General features: G+C 57.8%; 17 protein-coding genes. 6 read left to right on the top strand and 11 right to left on the bottom strand.

What is annotated here, in order from left to right; genetic code table 11:
* Positions 1-709: 709 nt before the first annotated feature.
* Positions 710-1,441, bottom strand: coding sequence for an RlmE family RNA methyltransferase (locus tag NWQ23_RS03445; protein WP_306164844.1), 732 nt, complete (start codon positions 1,439-1,441; stop codon positions 710-712).
* A gap of 15 nt (positions 1,442-1,456) precedes the next feature.
* Positions 1,457-2,569, bottom strand: a complete 1,113-nt coding sequence (locus NWQ23_RS03440; RefSeq protein ID WP_306164843.1) for a Ppx/GppA phosphatase family protein — start codon at positions 2,567-2,569, stop codon at positions 1,457-1,459.
* 250 nt (positions 2,570-2,819) lie between these two features.
* On the opposite strand from NWQ23_RS03440, the gene NWQ23_RS03435 reads away from it, so the two are divergent.
* Genes NWQ23_RS03435 through NWQ23_RS03425 form a run of 3 tightly spaced genes read left to right on the top strand, consistent with a single transcriptional unit; the run spans position 2,820 to position 5,159 of the window.
* Complete coding sequence (locus NWQ23_RS03435) at positions 2,820-3,116, top strand: virulence factor (RefSeq protein WP_306164842.1); 297 nt, start codon at positions 2,820-2,822, stop codon at positions 3,114-3,116.
* Between the two features lie 41 nt (positions 3,117-3,157).
* Positions 3,158-4,081, top strand: coding sequence for a methylenetetrahydrofolate reductase (locus tag NWQ23_RS03430; protein ID WP_306164841.1), 924 nt, complete (start codon positions 3,158-3,160; stop codon positions 4,079-4,081).
* A 10-nt stretch (positions 4,082-4,091) separates the two neighbouring features.
* Entirely contained in the window at positions 4,092-5,159 is a 1,068-nt protein-coding gene (locus NWQ23_RS03425; protein WP_306164840.1) for a methyltetrahydrofolate cobalamin methyltransferase, read from the top strand.
* Between the two features lie 3 nt (positions 5,160-5,162).
* Here NWQ23_RS03425 and NWQ23_RS03420 read toward each other — a convergent pair whose 3' ends face one another.
* From NWQ23_RS03420 to NWQ23_RS03395, 6 genes are all read right to left on the bottom strand, one after another.
* A complete protein-coding gene (locus NWQ23_RS03420) occupies positions 5,163-5,930 on the bottom strand; it encodes an HpcH/HpaI aldolase/citrate lyase family protein (RefSeq protein WP_306164839.1) in 768 nt (255 codons plus the stop codon).
* Positions 5,931-6,008: 78 nt separating this feature from the next.
* A complete protein-coding gene (locus tag NWQ23_RS03415) occupies positions 6,009-7,100 on the bottom strand; it encodes an ABC transporter ATP-binding protein (RefSeq protein ID WP_306164838.1) in 1,092 nt (363 codons plus the stop codon).
* 18 nt (positions 7,101-7,118) lie between these two features.
* The gene (locus NWQ23_RS03410) at positions 7,119-8,735 is read right to left on the bottom strand and encodes an alpha-glucosidase (protein ID WP_306164845.1); all 1,617 of its coding nucleotides are present in this window, start codon (positions 8,733-8,735) and stop codon (positions 7,119-7,121) included.
* A gap of 124 nt (positions 8,736-8,859) precedes the next feature.
* Positions 8,860-10,017: a carbohydrate ABC transporter permease gene (locus tag NWQ23_RS03405; protein WP_306164837.1), complete on the bottom strand. Its 1,158-nt coding sequence runs from the start codon at positions 10,015-10,017 to the stop codon at positions 8,860-8,862.
* Positions 10,017-11,024: a carbohydrate ABC transporter permease gene (locus NWQ23_RS03400; RefSeq protein ID WP_306164836.1), complete on the bottom strand. Its 1,008-nt coding sequence runs from the start codon at positions 11,022-11,024 to the stop codon at positions 10,017-10,019. Before NWQ23_RS03400 ends, NWQ23_RS03405 begins: the two co-directional genes overlap by 1 nt.
* Positions 11,025-11,141: 117 nt before the next feature.
* Positions 11,142-12,500, bottom strand: coding sequence for an ABC transporter substrate-binding protein (locus NWQ23_RS03395; protein WP_306164835.1), 1,359 nt, complete (start codon positions 12,498-12,500; stop codon positions 11,142-11,144).
* A 287-nt stretch (positions 12,501-12,787) separates the two neighbouring features.
* On the opposite strand from NWQ23_RS03395, the gene NWQ23_RS03390 reads away from it, so the two are divergent.
* Genes NWQ23_RS03390 through NWQ23_RS03380 form a run of 3 tightly spaced genes read left to right on the top strand, consistent with a single transcriptional unit; the run spans position 12,788 to position 16,135 of the window.
* Positions 12,788-13,819, top strand: coding sequence for a substrate-binding domain-containing protein (locus tag NWQ23_RS03390; RefSeq protein ID WP_306164834.1), 1,032 nt, complete (start codon positions 12,788-12,790; stop codon positions 13,817-13,819).
* Between the two features lies 1 nt (position 13,820).
* Positions 13,821-15,143, top strand: coding sequence for a GH1 family beta-glucosidase (locus NWQ23_RS03385; RefSeq protein WP_306164833.1), 1,323 nt, complete (start codon positions 13,821-13,823; stop codon positions 15,141-15,143).
* An 8-nt stretch (positions 15,144-15,151) separates the two neighbouring features.
* A complete protein-coding gene (locus NWQ23_RS03380) occupies positions 15,152-16,135 on the top strand; it encodes a glucokinase (protein WP_306164832.1) in 984 nt (327 codons plus the stop codon).
* On the opposite strand, the gene NWQ23_RS03375 is transcribed toward NWQ23_RS03380, so the two are convergent.
* From NWQ23_RS03375 to NWQ23_RS03365, 3 genes are all read right to left on the bottom strand, one after another.
* The gene (locus NWQ23_RS03375) at positions 16,099-18,450 is read right to left on the bottom strand and encodes an ATP-binding protein (RefSeq protein WP_372340105.1); all 2,352 of its coding nucleotides are present in this window, start codon (positions 18,448-18,450) and stop codon (positions 16,099-16,101) included. The genes NWQ23_RS03380 and NWQ23_RS03375 overlap by 37 nt on opposite strands.
* Positions 18,451-18,579: 129 nt before the next feature.
* Positions 18,580-19,740 carry an RsmB/NOP family class I SAM-dependent RNA methyltransferase gene (locus tag NWQ23_RS03370; protein WP_306164830.1) on the bottom strand — a complete coding sequence of 387 codons (1,161 nt, stop codon included), beginning with the start codon at positions 19,738-19,740 and terminating at the stop codon, positions 18,580-18,582.
* 6 nt (positions 19,741-19,746) lie between these two features.
* On the bottom strand, positions 19,747-20,252 hold a 506-nt coding region (locus tag NWQ23_RS03365; RefSeq protein ID WP_306164829.1), incomplete at its 5' end, for an IMP dehydrogenase.

The raw sequence follows: 20,252 nt of genomic DNA, 5'->3' as shown, positions 1-20,252 counted from the left end.
TGCGGTACCAAAGGCCCTTCAGGCGTTAGTCAATCGACCTGCGGAAGGTGGCGTAAGTTTGGATTTACATGCGGCGAATGTCTTCTTTGAGCTCTTTGCCGCATTAATCCGCAAGACATGTATATGTCATCCAGGGATGTCCCTAGCTTGGCACACGAGTCTTTTTGGACCGCTGAGAACGATTTGAAGTTGGGATTTGGCGTGCGCTCACTTAAAGTTGCACGTGGAAAACCGAACGACCTCTTGTAAAGTCAGGCGGTCGCAGAGCGGTTCTAACGCAGATGAGGGGACGGAATTCATGTCTGGCTATCGAAGACTGACGCCTTTCGAAGTCAATTTCTGGGTGGTCGCTCCCTTGTCTATAGGCATAACGACAGGGATATACATTCTCATCTTTGGAGCCCCGGACCCTGTCCTTTCGAGCGAAGGCAAGCGCACTTTACAGTGGTATTTGCACTATTCAGAACAGAGGTACGGACGGCTTGTGACGGCTGGCGCCGTGATGGGCATTGGTGTCGTCTGTGCGGCCATGACCAAGCTCTATCCCTATGGAAGCCCACCTTAAAAACCGGCGGATCGCGTCCTCAACGCGAACGAAGCGATCATTTACCCCAAGAGTCGATTTGAGACGTTTTTGCTAGGTCTGAGATTGTCGCGCGGACAGGCGACCGATGAGGCCATAAGGCAGCTTGGTCCCGCAGACCTGCACTCAGCCGTCTAGGGCCTCACTACCCTTGAATCCCGTCGCCACAACGAACTTCTCGGAACTGTCCGACCGTGATGCAGGCGGTTTCACGTTCGCCACCTTCGTAAACCGTGCCTTAAGCAGCTTTTGCAAGTCACCCTCGGCCCCGCCTGCCAGCACCTTGGCGACAAAGGTCCCGCCTTCTTCCAGCACGTCGAATGCGAAATAGGCGGCCGCTTCGCACAGCGCGATGATACGGTTGTGATCGGTCTGCTTATGCCCCGAAGCAGAGGCGGCCATATCCGACATCACCACATTGGCCTTGCCGCCCAGCCATTCACGGACTTTCACATCAGCGTCGTCTTCCATGAAATCGAGCTGGTGAATCTCGGCTCCCGGCAGCGGATCGACCTCTTGCAGATCAATCCCCAGCACATAGCCTTGCGCCTTGCTGGTCCGCTCGCCCAAAGTATTGGCGCGTTTGACCGCCACCTGGAGCCAACCACCGGGCGCACAGCCAAGGTCAACGATCCGCGCGCCGGGCACGAGAAAGCGAAACTTGTCGTCCAGTTCCAGTATCTTGTAGGCCGCCCTGCCCCGATACCCTTCGGCCTTGGCGCGTTTGACATAAGGGTCATTCAGCTGGCGTTGCAGCCATTGGGTGGATGACAGCTTGCGCCCACGGGCGGTCTTGACCTTGACGGTCAAGTCGCGCTGTCCGCGTCCAGAGGTGTTTTTGGTGGGTTTGTTGGCCATGAAAGCGCTTTACCCTTAAAACGGGGTGTCTTCCAAGACCCCATCCGCCGACATCTGTGCATAAAGCAGACCTTCCCGCAGGCCACGATCCGCCACAGACAACCGATCGGTCGGCCAAAGCCGCATCAACGCCTGCAAAATGGCAGAGCCGGACATGATCAGCGCCTGACGGTCCTTGCCGATGCGCGGATCGGCACGGCGACCAGCAGGGCCAAGCGAAAGGTAATCGCGGATCACCGTATCAATCTGGTCGGATGACATGCGCAACCCGTCCACCTTGGTGCGGTCATAGCGTTTCAGACCAAGATGGCTGGCCGCCACAGTCGTCACCGTGCCGCTGGTGCCGATGATCTGGAACCCCTCGCGGGCTTGGGCTGCGGCATAGGGCGAAAATTCCTCGAGGTTTTCCTCGAAAAACCAACTCATAAGGGCAAAACGTGCGCCGTCGTCTTCGACATCCGCAAATTGGTCCCGCAGCGTCGCCACGCCCAATGGCACAGATATCCAATCAACGACCTTGGCCGCCGCAAAAGGCCCGGGATCAGAGGTGAATCCCGCATGCAACCGCATGATCGCGCGCGGACGTTCCCGTTTGGGCACATTGCTCAGGTCGATCCAGACCAGTTCCGTGGACCCGCCACCGATGTCAACGACCAGCAATTGCTCGGTATTCACGCTGACCAGGGGTGCGCAAGAAATGACGGCCAAACGGGCCTCTTCTTCGGGCTTGATGATTTCCAGATTCAATCCGGTCTCGCGGCGCACCTGCTGCACGAATTGTTCCCCGTTCAGCGCGCGGCGACAGGCCTCGGTGGCGACAAGCCGCATGCGCTTGACCCCGTGACGCTTGAGCTTTTCACGGCAAATGCGCATCGCGGCAATCGTGCGGTTCATAGAAGCACGCGACAAACGTCCCGTGCTTTCAAGGCCTTGGCCCAATTGCACGGACTTTGAAAAACTGTCGACCACGTGAAATTGGCTGCCCTTGGGTTGGGCAATCAACATCCGACAGCTATTTGTACCCAAATCCAGTGCCGCATAAAGCTGCGCCGGATCGGGCGTTGTTGGCGCGGGGCTCTCGACCGCTTTAGGGAACGCGCCCGCACCGTCGGGACGCTTGGGCGTCATAATCTACGCCCTCCATGTTCAGTTAAAGACAAGGTATGGCGGGATCAGCCATTGCACAAGTCTTGTCAGCGCTTGTGCAAATTCTCCACATAAACGACTTGAAGATTTTGACCCTGCTGCTCACTAGTCTGCCCGCCCCCCAATGGGTTAGGCCAAGGCGGTCGCTCACCGCTCTCGCGATGTCGAAAACCGACATTGTGCTGCATATTCGGGTGATAGAACCAGACCAACGCATACTACGGAGAATCAGATGCCCGACGTCACCATCGTTTATTGGCGCGATATGCCAGCACAGGTCATTGTGGGCCGTGGGCGTCGTGGCACCAAACTGCCCTTGCCGGAACGGTTCGAGCAGGCGATTGACCGCGCCGCGATGAAATCGGGAGCCGCTGAATCAGACGAATACATGGCCGGTTTTCGCAAAGCAGACCCCTTTCCCGCTGAAGGCACCGATGCCGAAGCCGCTGCTGCCGCTGTGGCCCGGATCGATGCCGAATATGACCAAGACCGGATCAAAACCCTTATTGCAAATGATGGCTGGGCTTGATCAAGCCGCCGCTCATCCCCCCTCGTCTCTCGGAGGTCGTTATGTCCCTGCTCCCTTTCCTCAAGCGTAAAGAAACCGAAGACACGGGTGTGAACCCCGATCTAGAGGCCTTCCTTCAGGGCTATTCCATCGAGGTGATGCCGCGCACGGCCGAAAAGGTCGAAGATTTCCGCGAATTGCTGCCTGCCGGAACGCGTGTCTATATCGCCCATATCGAAGGCACACCGATTGAAGACATGGTTGCCACTGCCGCGCGTCTGGCCGGGGACGGCTATAAGGTCATGCCGCATTTTCCGGCGCGGATCATCAAGGATCGGGCGATGTTGGCCGATTGGATTGCCCGTTACCAAGGCGAAGCGGGTGTGGATCAGGCGCTCTTGCTGGCCGGTGGCGTGGCCGAACCGCACGGTGATTTCCATTCTTCCATGCAGTTGATGGAAAGCGGGCTGTTTGGCGATTTCAAACGCCTGCATGTGGCGGGCCACCCCGAAGGCAACCGTGACATCGACAAGGACGGCTCTGACAAGAACGTCATGGAAGCCCTTCGTTGGAAACAGAAATTCTCTGAAACGACTGATGCCGAAATGGCCCTCGCCACGCAATTCGCATTCGAGGCCGGACCGATCATCGCCTGGGCGGATGCGCTGAAAGCGGCCGGAATCACGATCCCCGTTCACATCGGCATCGCGGGCCCTGCCAAGTTGCAGACGCTCATCAAATTCGCGATTGCCTGCGGCGTCGGCCCCTCGCTGAAAGTGTTGCAAAAGCGGGCGATGGATGTGACCAAGCTCTTGCTGCCCTACGAGCCGACCGAGGTGCTGACCGCATTGGCCGCACACAAGGCCGCGCACCCTGATTTCAACATCACCCACGTACATTTCTTCCCGCTTGGCGGCATCAAGACCAATGCCAACTGGGCCATTGCAAACGGCGGAAACTCTGCCGTTCCCGCATCTCAATCTTAAGGACGCCCCTATGACACGCACGATTGTCGAATCCAAAACCAAGACGGCCATTATCGGGTTCGATCAGCCCTTTTGCGTGATCGGAGAGCGGATCAATCCAACTGGGCGCAAAATCCTTGCCGAAGAGCTGGAGCGCGGTGATTTTTCCCGTGTCGAGGCCGACGCCATCGCGCAGGTCGCGGCAGGTGCGAACATTCTCGACATCAACTCGGGTGCTGTGTTTTCCAACAAAATGGCCGAAGATCCGCGCTATGCCGACAACAACTTTGTTGAACCGCCACTCATGCGCGAAATGGTCCTGCGGGTGCAGGCCATCGTCGATGTGCCTTTGTGCATCGACAGTTCTGTCCCCGGCGCGCTGGAAAACGGTCTGGCGGCAGCCGAAGGGCGCCCCCTGCTGAACTCTGTCACCGGCGAAGAAGAGCGGCTGGAGCTCGTGCTGCCACTGGTCAAGAAATACAATGTGCCGGTTGTGGCGATTTCCAACGATGATACGGGCATTTCAGAAGATCCCGATGTACGCTTTGCCGTCGCCAAGAAAATCGTGGAGCGCGCTGCTGATTTCGGCATTCCCGCCCATGATATTGTCGTTGACCCGCTTGTCATGCCGATCGGGGCGATGGGTACGGCTGGCTTGCAGGTCTTTACCCTTGTGCGCCGGTTGCGCGAGGAACTGGGCGTGAATACGACCTGTGGCGCGTCCAACATCAGCTTTGGCCTGCCCAACCGTCACGGGATCAATAACGCCTTTTTGCCGATGGCGATGACCGCTGGCATGACCTCTGCCATCATGAACCCCGTCGCCCTGCCAATCGGCCCCAAAAAGATCGCCGAGAAAATGGCCGAGATCGAAGCGGCAGGGATCATTCTGCCTGCGGATATGGACGATGAAACATTCGTGACACTCTTCGGGATGGGATCAACATTGCCGCGCGCCGGTTCGGAAATGGAGGCGATCCGCGCCGCAAACTTCCTGACCAACAATGACCCGTCCGGCAGCGAGTGGATCAAGTTCAACCGCGCCCCTGTCAAAGAAGGCGAAGGGCGTGCGCGTACAGGGCGGCGGCGGCGCGGCTAGGGCTTATGCCTTTACCTGCCCTGCCAGTGCGCGCAAGGCCGCATTAAGGATCGACAGATCACCGCCAACCCCAAGGAATGTCACGCCTTTTTGCGCGTATTCCGCAAAGCGGCCTTGATCAAAGGTAATGATCCCCGCGATCTTTCCCGCAGCCACCGTGCGGGCAATCAGGTGATCAATGGCGGCCTCGACTTCCGGATGTTCGGGCTGACCCGGATAGCCCATGTCGGCAGAAAGGTCCGCAGGCCCGACAAAGACGCAATCAACACCGTCTGTGGCAGCGATAGCGTCGATATTTTCGACTGCTTTGGCGCTTTCCGCCTGCACCATGAGGCAGACCTCGGCGTTGGCACTATGGGGGTAATCCGCAATAGACCCAAAGCGTGAAGCGCGCGCCAGGACAGCGCCCATACCACGGTTGCCATCAGGCGGATAACGCATCGCGCGCGCCATGCGTTGGGCAGTTTCCGCATCATCCACCATCGGCACCAACACGGTCTGACAACCCAGATCCAGCACCTGTTTGACCATCCACGCCTCGGCGCTTGCGATACGCACGACAGCGGGTGTCCTGCTGATCGCCAAGGCTTGCAGTTGTGGGAGCATCTCGGACACCGTATTCGGCCCGTGTTCTCCGTCAATCAGGCACCAGTCAAAACCGGCGTTGCCTGCAAGTTCGGCCATGATCGGCGCACCGGACGTCAGCCAAATGCCATGCTGCACCTGCCCTGACTGCAAGGCTGACTTGAGCGTATTCACCGGATTTTGCATCTGTTTCCCCCATACGAAATCGCGCCGATGCAATCACATCGGCGCAACACGCACAATCACGAACCGAAGCGGATCTGCCTAGCGGTAATAGAGCGATTGCCCGTTATGGAAGACCTGAACTTTGGCAGGGCTGGCGGCCATGCGAACAGTCTTGCCGCGCAGGTCCGCGTGGATGCCGGGCAATTTGCCGATGACGGCATCATTGTCGCCCACTTTGTCGAAATAAAGCAGCGTGACCTCGCCCAAGGCTTCGGTGATATTGACCTTGCCCTCAAAGGCATAATCCTCGCCCGATGTCTCGATCATATCCTCGGGGCGGATTCCGACATTGACCTTCAACCCTTTGTCAGAGGCTTGGGTCGGCACTGCGGATTTCACCAAACCACCACCATGCAGCTTGATCGTGGTCTCCGCACCGGTTTCAACAATCTCGCCGGCGAGCAAGTTCATCGCAGGCGACCCGATGAACTGGGCCACAAATTCATTCTCTGGGCGCTCGTACAGCTCCAGCGGGGTCCCGACCTGTGCGATGCCTTTGTTGGCAAGTACCACGATGCGCGTGGCCAATGTCATCGCCTCGACCTGATCGTGGGTCACATAGATCATCGTGCTGTTAGGCATCGACTCTTTCAGCTGTGAAATCTCGATCCGTGTGGCAACGCGCAGGGCCGCATCAAGGTTCGAGAGCGGTTCGTCAAAAAGGTAGACCTTCGGATCACGCACGATGGAACGGCCGATGGCCACACGCTGGCGCTGACCACCGGAAAGCGCCTTGGGCAGACGATCCAGATAATCATCCAGTTGCAGGATCTTGGCGGCACGGTTGACAGCCTGATCAATCTCGGCAGGGGTTTTCTTGGCAAGCTTCAGCGCAAACGACATGTTATCGCGCACCGTCATATGCGGATAAAGCGCGTAGGACTGGAACACCATTGCAATCCCGCGCTGTGCGGGTGGCACGTCATTGACGACCTGACCGTCAATCTGCAACTCGCCGCCCGTGATCTTTTCCAGACCCGCGATCATGCGCAAAAGCGTCGATTTTCCGCAACCGGACGGTCCGACAAATACGATCAGCTCGCCCGTCTTGATATCGAGGTTGATGTTTTTCAGAACATCAACCTTGCCGCCATAGGTCTTGGCGACCTCGGTTAGTTTCAGATCAGCCATGTCTCACTCCCCTTGAAGTCATGTCTTGAGCGCGAGGCATACCTGCCAAGGCCCAAGGTAAAGTCTGCCATCTGCGGATGGATGTGCGCTGCCCAACTCGGCGCCAATCGGCTGCCAGTCCCCCTTGGGCAAATCAAACGCGGATGGTGTTTCGCTTACATTAAACACACACAAAATGGTTTGTGCGCCGGATGTGCGCGTGAAATAGACCACATCACCCGAGGCACGCATCGTGTCATGTTCACCGATGCTCAGTGCCGGATGGGAATGGCGGAAGGCAATGGCCTTGCGGTAGTGGTGCAGCAAAGCGCCCGGTTCATCCTCTTGTGCGCCGACAGACAGCGCCAGATGCTCTGACGCAACCGGCAGCCAAGGCCGCCCGGCAGAGAAGCCGCCGTTCTGGTTGTTCGTCTCCCAGACCATCGGCGTGCGGCAGCCATCGCGGCCTTTGTATTCGGGCCAGAATTCAATGCCGTAAGGGTCTTGCAGGTCTTCAAAGGCAACGTCGGCCTCTGGCAGCCCCAGTTCCTCGCCTTGATAGAGGCAGACCGAGCCACGCAAGCACATAATCAGCGTTGCAAACATGCGCTGTGCGGCAGGCGGCAGGTTCCAACGGCTGGCATGGCGCATCACGTCATGGTTGGAAAACGCCCAGCAGGCCCAGCCTTCAGAGGCGACAGCGTCGACCTCGTGCATCACTTGCACAATGCGCGCAGCGGTGGGCTGGTCTTTGGCCAGAAATTCAAAGGCATAGCACATCTGCATCAGATCATCGCCAGCGGTATACTGGCCCATGATCTCCAGCCCTCTTTGGGCATCACCCACCTCGCCGACAGCAGCCGCGCCAAAAGGCTCCATCACCGCGCGCAGCTTGCGCAGGAAGTCGAGGTTTTCCGGCTGGTTCTTGTCGTAAAGATGCTCTTGGTGGTTATAGGGATTCACCGAAGGGGCGATGGTGGCGTTGCGCTGTTCGGGCGGCAACGCAGGATTATCGCGCAACTGCGCGTCATGCATATAAAAGTTGATCGTATCCAAGCGGAAGCCATCACACCCGCGGTTCAACCAGAAACGGGCCACATCAAGCAGCGCCTCTTGCACGTCGGGTTCATGGAAATTCAGGTCAGGCTGGGACACAAGGAAGTTATGCAGATAATACTGCTCGCGCCGCGCATCCCATTGCCAAGCCGATCCGCCAAAGATGGACAACCAGTTATTGGGCGGCGTGCCATCGGGTTTTGGATCAGCCCAGACATACCAGTTGGATTTGGCATTGCTGCGATTGGTGCGGCTTTCGATGAACCACGGGTGTTGTTCGCTGGTGTGGCTCAGCACCAGATCAATCATCACACGGATGCCAAAACGGTGCGCGGTTTCAACCACGGCATCAAAATCGGCGATAGAGCCGAACATCGGATCGACATCGCAGTAATCGCTGACGTCATAGCCGAAGTCTTTCATCGGCGACATAAAGAAGGGCGAAATCCAGATCGCATCAACGCCAAGCGACGCGATATAGGGCAAACGCTGAACGATCCCCAAAAGATCACCGATCCCGTCGCCATTGCTGTCTTGAAAGCTGCGGGGATAGATCTGATAGATCACCGCTCCGCGCCACCAATCCTTATCAATGGCCATCTCGGTCGTTGTGGCCAGTGCCGTTGTCATCGTCGTCGTTCCTATATTTTCGCAGCTTCTACCTCGAGCAAAAGCCTTGGCGTTGTTGAGAGCGACCCCGGCTCGCGCACCGGGGCCGCATTGATTACTTCACGGACCCGGCCAAGAGGCCCCGCACAAGGTATTTCTGCATTGCAAAGAAAACCCCCAGCGGCACCGCAATCGAGATAAAGGCAGAGGTCGCCAGAATTTCCCAATCTCCGCCGCGGGTGCCCAAAAGCTCGACAATCTGTTTGGTCATGACAGTCGTCTGGCCAGAGGCGTCGATCAGGAACACCAATGCCACCAGAAGGTCATTCCATGTCCACAAGAACTGGAAGATCGCAAAAGAGGCCAAAGCCGGAAAGCTGAGCGGCAGGATGATCTTGGTGAAAATCTGGAAATCCGACGCGCCATCGACTTTCGCGTTCTCGATGATATCGCGCGGCAGACCGACCATATAATTTCGCAGCAGATAGATCGCCAAAGGCAGACCAAATCCGGTATGCGCCAGCCAGACCCCCAAATAGCCCTTTCCGATCCCGACCGCATTATGCAGCGATAACAAAGGGATCAGTGCCAGTTGCAAGGGCACCACCAAAAGCCCCACCACAATGGCGATCAGCAAGGCCCGCCCCGGGAAATCCATCCAAGCCAGCGCATAGGCCGCAAAAGCCGCAATCAGGATCGGGATGATCGTCGCGGGGATCACAACCGTCAGCGTGTTGAAGAAGGCCTTGGCCATGCCTTCGGAATTGTTTTCATCAAAAAGCACAAAGCCATAGTTGTTCAAGGTAAAGTCCGGCGGCGAAACAACTTCGATAAAGACCCGCTGTGCGCGACCGCTGATCTGGTCGTCGTTGCCTTCCCAGACATAGGTGCCATCGGTATTCAGAGTGAAAAGCTCGCCATCGCCCAAATCCGACGTATCGCCGGGGGCATTCGCGCCCAGATCGCGGCTCGACGTGGCCCAGGCGTTCATTTCGCCCTCAAAGCCTTGGCCGTCGAAAATATTGCCCTCGACCATAAAACGCCCATTGCCCAGATCAATCCGGTTATCATCGGGGTCCGCGACGCGCAGTTGCAGCGTCTGTTCCGCAGGGAACAAGGCCGACCACCAGCCAGATGCGGTGATCTGGTCGCCCGTCCGGAAGGACGAGACAAACAGACCCAAAGTCGGGAACAGCCAAAGTGCCACAAGCACCACGACGGAAATGTTCAGTGCCCAGACAACGGCAGGCTTTCTACCAGCAATGGCATCCATTACTTCATCTCCTTGCGCGCATTATAGACGTTCCAGACGAGGATCGGTGTGACCATCAGCATGATGATCATGGCCGCAGCAGACCCCATGCCCCAATCATTGGCTCGGAACAGTTTGTCATACATGTAATTGGCCAAGACCTGCGTTTCCCATTGGCCGTTCGTCATCGCAAAGACGATGTCAAAGACCTTGAGGGTCGCAATCGTGATCGTGGTCCAGACCACAACGATGGTCGAGGTGATCTGGGGGATTTTGATCTTGAAGAAGATCTGGAACGGATTGGCTCCGTCGATCACAGCGGCCTCTACGGTTTCCTCGGGGATACCGCGCAATGCGGCAGACAGGATCACCATCGCGAAACCTGTCTGGATCCAGATCAGCACCGCCATCAGGAAGAAATTGTTCCAGAACGGGATTTGCAGCCATTGCTGCGGGGTTTCGCCGCCAAAGAGAAGATAGAGGTGGTTCAGAATACCGATCTGGGCGACATCTTCGGGGCGGGCCTCGTAGATCAGTTTAAAGATAACAGCGGCGCCCACAAAAGAGATCGCCATCGGCATAAAGATAATCGACTTGGCGATATTTCCCCAGCGCAAGCGGTCAGTCAGCTGGGCGGCCAGCAGGCCAAAACCGGTGGCGGCGGCAGGGACAACAACCAGCCAAAGCACGTTGTTGCGCATCGCCTCCCAGAATTTCGGTTCGGCAAACATCTGCGTGTAGTTTTCAAGGCCGACGAAAGCATATTGGTTGCCCGGCAGACGTTCCAGAAAGCTCAGGCGCAATGTAGCGACGACAGGGTAGGCCAGATAAAGACCCAAGGCCAGGATCGCCGGCATCAGGAAAATCCAGGGCCGGATCTGGTTGGCGCGGTTGATATTCCGCCCGGCGTTCGGGCCTGACGGCTTGAACAGGACCTTGTCGAGCAGAAGGTTCGCCCCGTAGAAATAGCCGACACAGCCGCCTACCCCGATGATGATCGTCAATAGCCCTTGCAGTGCTGGATGCATGGCGTCCTCCCCGTCGCGAATGAGTGTGTGCGGCTATTCTTGCGTGCCGCTCATGGGTTCGGGCAGCGCACCGCCCGAACCTGAGTTTGTCGCGCATTTCCTAAGAAATGTGGCCGATTACTTCAGCGCGTCCCAGCTGGTCTGGATCGCATCCGCAACTTCTTGCGCGCTGGCGCCGCCAACATAGTCAACCATGCCTGTCCAGAAAGTACCGGCACCGATGGCACCCGGCATCAGGTCTGAACCGTCAAAGCGGAATGTTGTGGAGTTCAGCAGGATTTCACCCTGACCGCGCAGCGTTGCATCCTTGTAAGTATCAAGGTTCACACCAGAGTGCGGTGTCAGGAAGCCTGTCTGCGCCATCATGACTTCATGGGCCAGCGGCTGCTGGAGGAATTCCATGAACGCCATTGTCGCGTCAGACGCCTCGGTGACGGCCATCAGTGTACCGCCGCCCAGAACTGGATTGCCCAGATCTTTGCTTGCGAAGGATGGGAAGTAGAAGAAGTCTGCATCTTCACCGATCACAACGTCTTCTGGCATGAAGGCCGGAATGAACGACGCCTGCTTGTGCATGTAGCACTGGGCAGGTGATGTGAAGAGACCCGCTGGGCTGTCACGGAAGTCGGTTGAACCGACCGCAGCAGACCCACCGGCAACCATAGCGTCATTCTTTGCGAACATGCCGAAGGTTTCGATCGCCTCGACCACTTTAGGATCGTTGAACGGCAGTTCGTTGCTGACCCATGCGTCATAGTCAGCAGGTGACTGTGTGCGCAGCATGATGTCTTCGACCCAGTCAGTCGCAGGCCAACCGGTTGCCGGGCCAGATCCCAGACCGATGCACCAAGGTGTGCCACCATCCGCAATGATCTGCTCTGACAGGGCGATCAGGTCTTCCATGGTTTCCGGAATCTCATAACCCGCATCTTCGAAGTTCTCTGGCACATACCAGACAAGCGACTTCACGTTGACGTTGTAGAAGAAGCCATAGAACTGGTCTGCGCCTGTCGCGTCGGCATATGTGCCCAGATCAACCCAAGACTGACCCGCCGCATAGTTTTCACCAACCCAAGACGCCATGTCAGGACCAAGCGGTGCCAAAAGACCTTGCGATGCCATGTTCGCAGCCAGACCGGGCTGTGGGAAGACGGCGATGTTTGGCGGGCTGCCGGCTTCGGCGTCGATCACGATCTGCTGCTCGAATCCGTCAGACCCTGTGTAGGTGACGTTTGCACCGGTCGCGTCGATAAAATACGCGATCACGGACCGGAAAATGTCATCTTCTGGCGCCAACCAAGGGCCAAAAATCGTGACGTCCTGCCCGGACAGGTCAGGTGCGTTTGCCGCCCATTCGTTATAGCTGTCCCAGCTAAAGTCGCCTTCACCTGGCGCAAAGGCAAGGTGCCCGTCGGCCTGAACTGCGCCAGCAGTCAAAGCCACCGCTGCCGCACTGGCATACAGTTTCATTTTCATTAATCTTCCTCCCAATCGCGCCCGAAAAAGAGCGCGTAAGCTCTGTGTGCACTTGGCTGTGCGTTCATTTCCATCCAGCGCCACGGAATCATCTTCCCAAAGCGCTTTGGATATGAATACAGTCAGCCAAGTCATCGGTTCTGTCAATACAACAGTCACTTAAACAGATAATGCTTGGAAATTAGGCGATTCGTGTTTACTGAAACGATTTCGGGAGGGGCGGTTCAGCGATCTGTGGACAGACGCTCTTTCAAATTGATAGCGCTTTGGAAACGACTTCTGCCCTTATGAATCTTAAAGAACTCTCTCAAAAACTGGGGCTTAGCCAAACGACCGTGAGCCGTGCGCTCAATGGCTACCCAGAGGTGAGCCAGTCAACCAGACGCCGGGTAGAAGAGGCTGCCAGAACTTTCAATTATCGCCCCAGCACCCGCGCCAAGGGCCTTGCCACAGGGCAGGCATTGGCGATTGGCCACGTCATTCCGGTCTCAAGCAAACATGAGATGGTGAACCCGATCTTTGGCGACTTCATCGCGGGTGCCGGTGAAACATACGCGCGTCACGGTTATGAAATGATGCTCACCATTGTGGATGATGCCAATGAATTGCAGGTCTATGACGGGCTGAAATCAAGGCGGGCTGTCGACGGCGTCATCCTGCACGCCCCGCGCATGGATGACATGCGTATCCCGCATCTTCACAAACTCGGGCTGCCCTTTGCCGTCCACGGGCGCGCATCGGGCTGCCAAGTGCCCTATGCCTGGCTTGATGTGAACAACCGCCGCGCGTTCCATCGCGCGACTGATTTTCTGATCGATCTCGGTCACACACGCATCGCCTTGATTAACGGGCTCGAGGATATGGATTTCGCCCATAGACGGCGCGACGGATATTCTACCTCGCTTCTTGCGCATCATATCCCGATTGACACAAGTCTGATGCGATCCGGCGAGATGACCGAAGACTTTGGCTATCAGTCAACCCGCGACATGCTCCAGAAGGCCGATCCGCCAACGGCAGTGCTGGCCTCATCGCTGATCAGTGCTTTGGGCGTCCGCCGTGCGATCGAGGAAAGGGGTCTTGTCATGGGCAAGGATGTATCCGTCATCACCCACGACGATGTGCTGTCCTACCTGCAGAATGGCAGCGACGTGCCGATTTTTACCGCCACCCGCTCTTCAGTGCGCGAGGCGGGTCGCAGGTTGGCCGAAATGCTTCTGATCTCTATTGCAGAACCCGATCGCCCCCTACAAAACGCATTGTTAGAGGCTGAACTTATGGTCGGGTCGTCAACCGGCCCTGCCCCCCGAAAGGACTGAAATGGATTTCAAACGTGCAGATTTTCCTGAAGGGTTCCTCTTTGGGGCAGCAACGGCGGCCTATCAGATCGAAGGACATCAGTTCGGCGGCGCGGGCCCGACCCATTGGGACACTTTCGCCGCAGGCCCCGGCAATGTTGTGCGGGCTGAAGATGGCGCCATCGCCTGCGATCACTACCACCGCTATGAGGAGGATCTTGATCTGCTCAAAGATGCGGGCATGGATGCCTACCGGTTTTCCACGTCATGGGCGCGGGTCATGCCCGATGGGCGGACTGTGAACCCCGAAGGGCTTGATTTCTACGACCGGCTTGTGGACGCCATGCTGGACCGTGGTTTGCAGCCTTTTCAGACCCTCTATCACTGGGAACTGCCATCCGCCTTGGCTGATCAGGGGGGCTGGATGAACCGCGATACCTGCCAGTATTTCGGTGACTTTACCGATGTCATCACAGACCGGATCGGTGACCGTGTCGCGGCGATTGCAACGATCAACGAACCTTGGTGCGTGGCCTTCCTGTCGCATTTTCTGGGCCATCACGCGCCCGGCCTGAAAGATATCCGCGCCACTGCGCGCGCCATGCACCACATCAACCTTGCGCATGGTGTCGCCATGACCCGCCTGCGCGCGAAGGGCATGGAAAACTGCGGCATCGTCCTGAATTTCGACCACACCGAACCCCGCGATGACAGCCCCGCCGCCGTCAAGGCCGCCGCCACGTGGGACGCCATTGCCAACCGCTGGTTCATCGAGGCCGTTGCCAAAGGCACCTACCCTGCTGAGGCGCTTGAAGGCTTTGCACCGCATATGCCGGACGGCTGGCAAGACGATATGAAAGAGATCAGCCAGCCCATCGATTTTCTGGGCGTCAACTACTATACCCGCCACAAGGTCACGACAGACCCCGATGGGGTCTGGCCGCATATCGCCTCTGAAGAAGGCCCGGGCGACAAGACGCAGATGGGCTGGGAGATTTACCCTGACGGGCTGTACAGTTTTCTGACACGGTTATCCCAGGATTATGTCGGCGCGCTGCCGATCTATGTGACCGAAAACGGCATGGCATGGGATGACAAGATCGAAAACGGCGCGGTCTATGATCCGGTGCGCACAAAGTTCGTCTCGGATCATTTTCTGGCCGCCAAACGTGCCATCGCAGATGGCGCGAACGTCAAAGGCTTCTTTTACTGGTCGCTTTTGGACAATTACGAATGGGCATTCGGCTATGAAAAACGCTTTGGCATGATCCATGTGGACTTTGACACCTTGAAGCGCACGCCAAAAGCGTCCTATCACGCGCTCAAATCCGCCATAGCGCGCTAAGGAACACAATGGGCCATCCTGATAACATCTATTCTCTGGTTGCAGATATTGGCGGAACAAACACGCGTGTGGCCTTGGCCAAGGGCCGTCAAATTCTGGAGCCCACAATCCGGCGCTACCGGAATACCGAATTCCCGGGTCTTGAATCGGTGTTGCGCCGCTACATCGCGGACGAAGGCGGCGTTGATCCGATCGCGGCCTGCGTTGCGGTTGCGGGACCGGTGCGGGATGGCAAAGCAACCTTGACCAACCTTGACTGGACCATCGACAAAGACACGCTGATGCGCGCGACAGGTGCTGAAACCGTGGCGATCCTGAACGATCTGCAAGCGCAGGGACATGCGCTGGGCCACCTTGACCCTACCAATATCCGGACCATCCTGCCGGGCCCCGACAGCAACCCCAACGCGGCCAAACTTGTGATCGGTGTTGGCACCGGATTTAACGCAGCCCCTGTTTTTGACCTTGAACACGGACGTATCGTGACACCATCGGAAAGCGGGCACGCCAATCTGCCGATCCGCAACGAGATGGAGCTGCGCCTGTGCCAGTTCGTATCAACGGCACATGGGTTTCCCGCAGTCGAAGATGTGCTTTCAGGCCGTGGTCTTGAACGTGTTTATGCCTTCCTGGGCAATGAGGCGAACGACCCGCGCGAATGTTCCGCCAAAGATATCATGGAAGCCTGCGCCAAGGACACTGACCCGCGTGCGGTTGCGGCGGCACAGCTTTTCACACGTATCCTTGGCACTGTTTGTGGCAATCTGTCCTTGATCCAACTGCCTTTTGGCGGGGTCTATCTGGTGGGCGGCGTCACCCGCGCCTTTGCGCCACATCTGACGAAATTCGGCTTTGGCGACGCTTTCCGTGACAAGGGGCGCTTTGCAGGCTTCATGAGCAACTTTGCCGTCCATGTGATCGAGGACGATTATGCCGCCTTGACCGGATCGGCCGCTCATCTTGTGGCGCTTGGGGCCGCGCTCAAGGACTGAGACCGGGCCTGAACAGGCACAGATGCATCTTGCAATTGCAGGTGCACAGTCTCGGTCAGGGCCGTCAAAGAGAAGGGTTTGGGCAAGAATACCGCGTCAGGGATTTCAGGCTGCCCGTCTTCAAAGGCGTCTTCAGGATAGCCCGACACAAAGACAACTTTGGTATTGGGCCGCTGCTTGAGCGCTTGGCGCACCCATGTCGGCCCATCAAGACCCGGCATGATGACGTCGGTCACGAAAACATCGATGTTCAACTCTTCATCGCCCAGCATTTCCAGCGCCATTTCAGCGCAGTCTGCCTCCAAGACTGTATAACCCCGCAGCCGCAAGGCGCGTGATGCGAAGGCTCTGACAGGCGCTTCGTCTTCGACCAGCAGAACAACACCGTCAGCAGCAGTATTGAGCGGAACAATCATGGGTGAATCTGTCTGCGTCACTTTGTTCACCGGGGCCTCAAACCGTGGGAAAACGAGCGAGAACGTCGTTCCTTTGCCGACCACTGAATCAGCGAAGATGTAGCCGCCGGTCTGTTTCACGATCCCGTAAGCGGTAGAAAGGCCAAGGCCGGTGCCTTCGCCGGTTCGTTTCGTGGTAAAGAACGGTTCGAAAATCTTTGGCAATTGCTCCGGGGCGATCCCGTGGCCTGAATCGATCACCTTGACCACGACATAGTCCCCCGGCGGCACAAGCGCCCGGTCTCTGCGCATTTCAGACCTGAGGGTCAGGTTCTTGGTCTCGACCTTGATTTCACCGGCGCCCTGCATGGCATCACGCGCATTGACCACAAGGTTCATCAAGACCTGTTCAAGCTGTCGCTTATCCGCCTTGATTTGCGAGAGCGCCGGATCATGATCGAGCGTCAAAGTGACTTTCTCGCCCACCAAACGGTTCAGCAGATGCGTCAGATCCGAGAGCGTATCGCGCAAATCGATCGTTTCCGGCTGCAGGTTCTGTTTGCGTGAAAACGCCAAAAGCTGCCCGACAAGGCTTGCTGCGCGATTGGCGTTTTGATGGATCTGGATCAGATCGCCATAGTTTTGATCGCCTTCATCATGGCGCAGCAGCAAAAGATCACAGTGACCAGAGATCGCGGTCAGAAGGTTATTGAAATCATGCGCCACGCCGCCGGCCAACTGGCCGATGGCCTGCATCTTTTGGCTTTGCACGAACTGCGCCTCGAGTGTCTTTAGCTCGGTCACATCATTCAGAACCGCAATCAGGTGCAAATCGGCACCTGCCCCAGCGGTGTTCAAAGTGACCTGAACGAATTTGTCCCGACTTCCGCCCCGCCCCCGCAAGAACTGAGAGACATGCCCCTCCTGCCCCGCCAAGGCCTCGGCCAGCCAATCGTTGATCGGGCGTCCCGGCCCGTCCAGCACATCAGACAGCCGCTGGCCTTGGCTGGAGGAAATATGCAGCAGGTGCCGCGCTTCGCGGTTCGACCCAAGCAGCCTGCCATCCCGCGCAATCTTGAGCAGGGGCACCGGCAGATCCTCCACCGCGTCCCAACCAGCCTCAAGCTGGCGCGGCACCTGCGGTACCGCCACGCCGGGCAAGAGATAGACATCATGCGTGTTGTCCCGCCCTTCGATCACCGCCACCATCAGTTCGTGGGTGCCATCCGTGCCGCGCAGGCGATGGACGAAGCCCGACCGCAAAGGGAGATCCTTGAACACATCTTCGAGGGTCTGTGCTTCGGCGCCAACCAGTCGGCGAAACCCGTCGCTCATCTGAATGATTTGCCCCGCAGCCGTGGCGGACAGCATCGGGAAGGCGTCCCGCTTTGCAGCGCGTCGCCCGGTCGCGGCACCATCAGACAGATCATCCAGCCACCACAGTTGACAGGACTCTCCCATCATCAAGATCCGTAACCTAAAATGCCCTCCGCGTGTGACGATATCTTCGGTCTGCGCACCCGTCTGGACCGCCTGTGCGACAAGTTGGTTCAGGATTCCTGTCGGATTGGCCAGCATCCGGCCGAAAACCTGTGGCAAACTGCGGCCTTCGGTTTGACCAAAGCGATCATGGGCCGCTCGATTGGCAAAGGTGATCACCCCTGCCGCGTCGGTCACGAAACCAACACCAAGATCATGGGCCATCATTTGCTTTGCGATCTGGTGCATCCGCAATGCCGCACGGGCACAAAGATGCTGCATCAACCAGACAATTGCCGCAAAAAGCCACAAAATAACGCCACACAGCGCGAAACCGATCTGAAAGGAAAGCGGCAAAGGGCTGATTGCCATCCCCAAGCAAATCAGTCCTGCCACGAAAACATGCGATGGGCGCGGCATGTTTGCGGCACGGGAGGCCATCGGCAGGTCTATCGTCTGATCAAGGGGCAAATCGCTACCTCATAACACGCACGGGCAGGTTAGATGCGAAACGCTTAACCAATCCTTAACCATGCTATAGCAGCGTTTAGATAACAATTCTAGGTTGTATTATGTCCGTCGCAACAGGCTTAGGAAGAACCCGTCGCCATCCGGTCCGGGCACAAGCTGATGCGCTTCAATCTGCTGCCATTGGCGATGGGTGGCGATAAATCTTGCCACAGCGCCGGCGTTCTCTGACGCCAGCACAGAACAGGTTGCATAGGCCAAAACGCCCCCCGGTCCGACAAGGGTCGACGCCTCGGCAAGGACGCTATCTTGCGCATCCATCAAGGCCGCCAGCCGCGTTTGATCCAGCTGCCACTTTGCATCAGGTGTGCGCCGCCATGTGCCGCTCCCGCTGCAGGGCGCGTCGCAAAAAACCACGTCAAAAGGGGCGGTCGTCCGCAGGGAGGCGGTCGCAAGCACCGTGATGTCAACACCCGCACGCGCGGCGCGCACCGGCAGGTCGCGCATGCGAACGGGTGCGATATCATGGGCAAAGACCGGTCCCTCATGCTGATCGGCAAAGGCCAGTGCCTTGCCGCCGCCGCCGGCACAATAATCCAGAATACGCCCGCCCGCAGGAACCGGAACGGCGGTGACAGCAAATTGCGAGGACGCATCCTGCAGTTCGACAACTCCGTTCAGATAGGCCGTTGCTGTCTTGACCCGTCGCGGGTTTTCCAGCACCCGCAAACAACCGGGCACATGGTCGTTGCGCACCGCTATCACGCCATCCTGTGCCAAAAGCGCGATGGCCTCGTCCACCGCGCCTTTACGCCCATTGACCCGCAAGAACACATCGGCCCGCCCCTGCTGGGCGATTGCGGCAGCTTCCGCCTGATCGCCAAGGCTGTCCTGCCAAAGCGGCCAAAGCCAATCGGGCAGGTCACAGCGCGCGGCCTCTGTCAGGGCAAGAGGTGCTGCAAGCGCCGTGGCCTCTTCATCCGTCACAGGCTCGGGCGCGTGGCCTTCGCCTGAAAAGAGCTGGTCAAGCGGCCAGCCTTCGCGCAGGGCCAACCGCTGCATCAAGGACCGCCCCGATCCATCGCCCAGCGACCGCTTGGCCCGCAACACATCGAAAACATGATCGCGCACCGCCGCACGGTCCTTGGACCCGGCAAAGCGGCTCCCCCGCGCCCAAGTCGTCAGCGCCTTTTCAGCGGCAGCCCCGTCACGAATATCATCAAGAACCGCAATGGCGGCAGCAATGCGTGCGCCGGGGGTCATACCGCCCTACCCGATCCGGTAGTTCGGGCTTTCCCGTGTGATCTGCACATCATGCACATGGCTTTCCTTCAGGCCCGCGCCGGTGATTTTCACAAAGGTGCAGTTCTTGCGCATCTCTTCGATGGTCGCATTGCCGGTATAGCCCATAGCCGCCCGCAAACCGCCGACCAGCTGGTGTATGACGGCATGGGCAGAGCCTTTGTATGGAACCTGACCTTCGATGCCTTCGGGGACCAGTTTGTCGCTGGCGGCTTCCTTCTGGAAATACCGGTCAGCCGATCCGCTGGCCATCGCACCAAGACTACCCATGCCGCGATAGGATTTGAACGAACGCCCCTGATAGAGGATCACCTCGCCGGGGCTTTCGTCTGTGCCTGCGATCATCGAGCCGACCATGGCGCAGGACGCACCCGCCGCAATCGCTTTGGCAAAATCGCCAGAGAACTTGATGCCACCATCGGCAATCACAGGCACATCGCCTGCACCCGCGACCGAATCCATGATCGCGGTCA

Origin of the sequence: Yoonia sp. (genome assembly GCF_030731595.1) — a bacterium.
Lineage (GTDB): Bacteria > Pseudomonadota > Alphaproteobacteria > Rhodobacterales > Rhodobacteraceae > Yoonia.
This window is presented reverse-complemented; position numbering and strand designations above follow the sequence as displayed.